The following is a 2675-nucleotide window of genomic DNA, read 5'->3' on the forward strand; positions in this document are numbered from 1 at the left end:
GGGATTACAGCGAAATTACCCTGAAAAAAAAGTTGAAAAAAGATTTGCAGATTAGGAATTAAATTCTTTATCTTTGCACTCGCTTTCAGAGACAGAAACGACTGTCTTACAGAGAATGAAATTTTAGAACAGGCTGCCTTTTTAAGGAAGGGGAAAACGGCCGGCAGAAGTTCTTTGAAAATATTGGAAACAAGAAGTTAGGTAAATACAGGGAATAATAACCTTGTCAATAAAGAATTACGATAACTATAAATACATCCGGGAGCAGAATTACAACAAAAGTTTTTATACAACGAAGAGTTTGATCCTGGCTCAGGATGAACGCTAGCGACAGGCCTAACACATGCAAGTCGAGGGGTATAGGCAGCTTGCTGCCTAGAGACCGGCGCACGGGTGAGTAACGCGTATGCAACCTGCCTTTTACCGGGGGATAGCCCAAAGAAATTTGGATTAATACCGCATAATATATTTAGATCGCATGGTTTGAATATTAAATCTACGGAGGTAAAAGATGGGCATGCGTAGCATTAGTTAGTTGGTGAGGTAACGGCTCACCAAGACAATGATGCTTAGGGGGTCTGAGAGGATAGTCCCCCACACTGGTACTGAGACACGGACCAGACTCCTACGGGAGGCAGCAGTGAGGAATATTGGTCAATGGGCGCAAGCCTGAACCAGCCATGTCGCGTGCAGGATGACGGCCCTATGGGTTGTAAACTGCTTTTTTACAGGAATAAACTTTGCTACGTGTAGTGAACTGAAGGTACTGTAAGAATAAGGATCGGCTAACTCCGTGCCAGCAGCCGCGGTAATACGGAGGATCCAAGCGTTATCCGGATTTATTGGGTTTAAAGGGTCCGTAGGCGGGCTTTTAAGTCAGTGGTGAAATCCCGGAGCTCAACTCCGGAACTGCCATTGATACTGAAGGCCTTGAATTTAGTTGAGGTGGGCGGAATACGTTATGTAGCGGTGAAATGCATAGATATAACGTAGAACACCGATTGCGAAGGCAGCTCACTAAGCTAACATTGACGCTGATGGACGAAAGCGTGGGGAGCGAACAGGATTAGATACCCTGGTAGTCCACGCCGTAAACGATGATTACTCGTTGTGCACAATACACCGTGCGTGACTGAGCGAAAGCATTAAGTAATCCACCTGGGGAGTACGTTCGCAAGAATGAAACTCAAAGGAATTGACGGGGGCCCGCACAAGCGGAGGAACATGTGGTTTAATTCGATGATACGCGAGGAACCTTACCTGGACTTAAATGTAGATTGACCGGCTTGGAAACAGGCTTTCTCTTCGGAGCAATTTACAAGGTGCTGCATGGTTGTCGTCAGCTCGTGCCGTGAGGTGTCGGGTTAAGTCCCATAACGAGCGCAACCCCTATCGTTAGTTGCTAACAGGTTAAGCTGAGGACTCTAGCGAGACTGCCACCGTAAGGTGAGAGGAAGGTGGGGATGACGTCAAATCAGCACGGCCCTTACGTCCAGGGCTACACACGTGTTACAATGGCCAGTACAAAGGGCAGCTACCAGGTGACTGGATGCTAATCTCAAAAGCTGGTCTCAGTTCGGATCGGAGTCTGCAACTCGACTCCGTGAAGTTGGATTCGCTAGTAATCGTAGATCAGCAACGCTACGGTGAATACGTTCCCGGGCCTTGTACACACCGCCCGTCAAGCCATGGAAGCCGAGGGGACCTGAAGTACGTAACCGCAAGGAGCGTCCTAGGGTAAAATTGGTAACTGGGGCTAAGTCGTAACAAGGTAGCCGTACCGGAAGGTGTGGCTGGAACACCTCCTTTCTGGAGCTTGGAAGTATTGTACTATAGGAATTTTGATTCGATAAGAGTTATAGTCTGTATTTCCTGACTGATTGTTTTCATAAATTTATTTATACCATAACCCATAGCGTTAGGGTGTTTTCACCGCTAAGCAGGTAGGTAGTAATAGTCCTGTAGCTCAGTTGGTTAGAGCACTACACTGATAATGTAGGGGTCCGCAGTTCAAATCTGCGCAGGACTACTATTAAGTTATGAATTAAGAATTAGGAATTATGAATTACGAAATTGAAAGAGGACGTAATTTGGAATTAAAGATTTTTAATTAGTAATAGAGTGAAACGATACTATGGGGGATTAGCTCAGTTGGCTAGAGCGCCTGCCTTGCACGCAGGAGGTCATCGGTTCGACTCCGATATTCTCCACACAAATACGATGGTGTATTTAAAGTTCTTTGACATATTGAAACAAAATTAAAGTAGAAGTAACTAAAGTAAAGAAACAGGGATGAATACCGGTAACGGGATTTATTTTTGTTAACACAATAAGAAGTAATTAAGAGCGTATGGCGGATGCCTTGGCTCTCAGAGGCGATGAAGGACGTGATAAGCTGCGATAAGTCATGGAGAGGTGCAAATAACCTTTGACCCGTGAATTTCCGAATGGGGCAACCCACCTGTTTTAATAGGTATCCAGCAATGGAAGCAAACCCGGAGAACTGAAACATCTAAGTACCCGGAGGAGAAGAAAACAAAAGTGATTCCCCTAGTAGTGGCGATCGAACGGGGATCAGCCCAAACCTATATTGTTTCGGCAATGTAGGGGTTGTAGGACTGCAATACGAGAAGTGGCGTGAAGTGGAAGTGTTTGGAAAGACACACCGCAGGGGG

General features: G+C 45.8%; 2 tRNA genes and 2 rRNA genes. All 4 read left to right on the forward strand.

What is annotated here, in order from left to right:
- Positions 1 to 289 precede the first annotated feature (289 nt).
- A 16S ribosomal RNA gene (locus BZG01_RS21140) occupies positions 290 to 1809 on the forward strand.
- A 146-nt stretch (positions 1810 to 1955) separates the two neighbouring features.
- Positions 1956 to 2029, forward strand: a tRNA-Ile gene (locus tag BZG01_RS21145).
- Positions 2030 to 2136: 107 nt separating this feature from the next.
- A tRNA-Ala gene (locus tag BZG01_RS21150) sits at positions 2137 to 2210 on the forward strand.
- 120 nt (positions 2211 to 2330) lie between these two features.
- Positions 2331 to 2675 (forward strand): 23S ribosomal RNA (locus BZG01_RS21155); the annotation flags it as partial.

Origin of the sequence: Labilibaculum manganireducens (genome assembly GCF_002843385.1) — a bacterium.
In the GTDB taxonomy this organism is placed as follows: domain Bacteria; phylum Bacteroidota; class Bacteroidia; order Bacteroidales; family Marinifilaceae; genus Labilibaculum; species Labilibaculum manganireducens.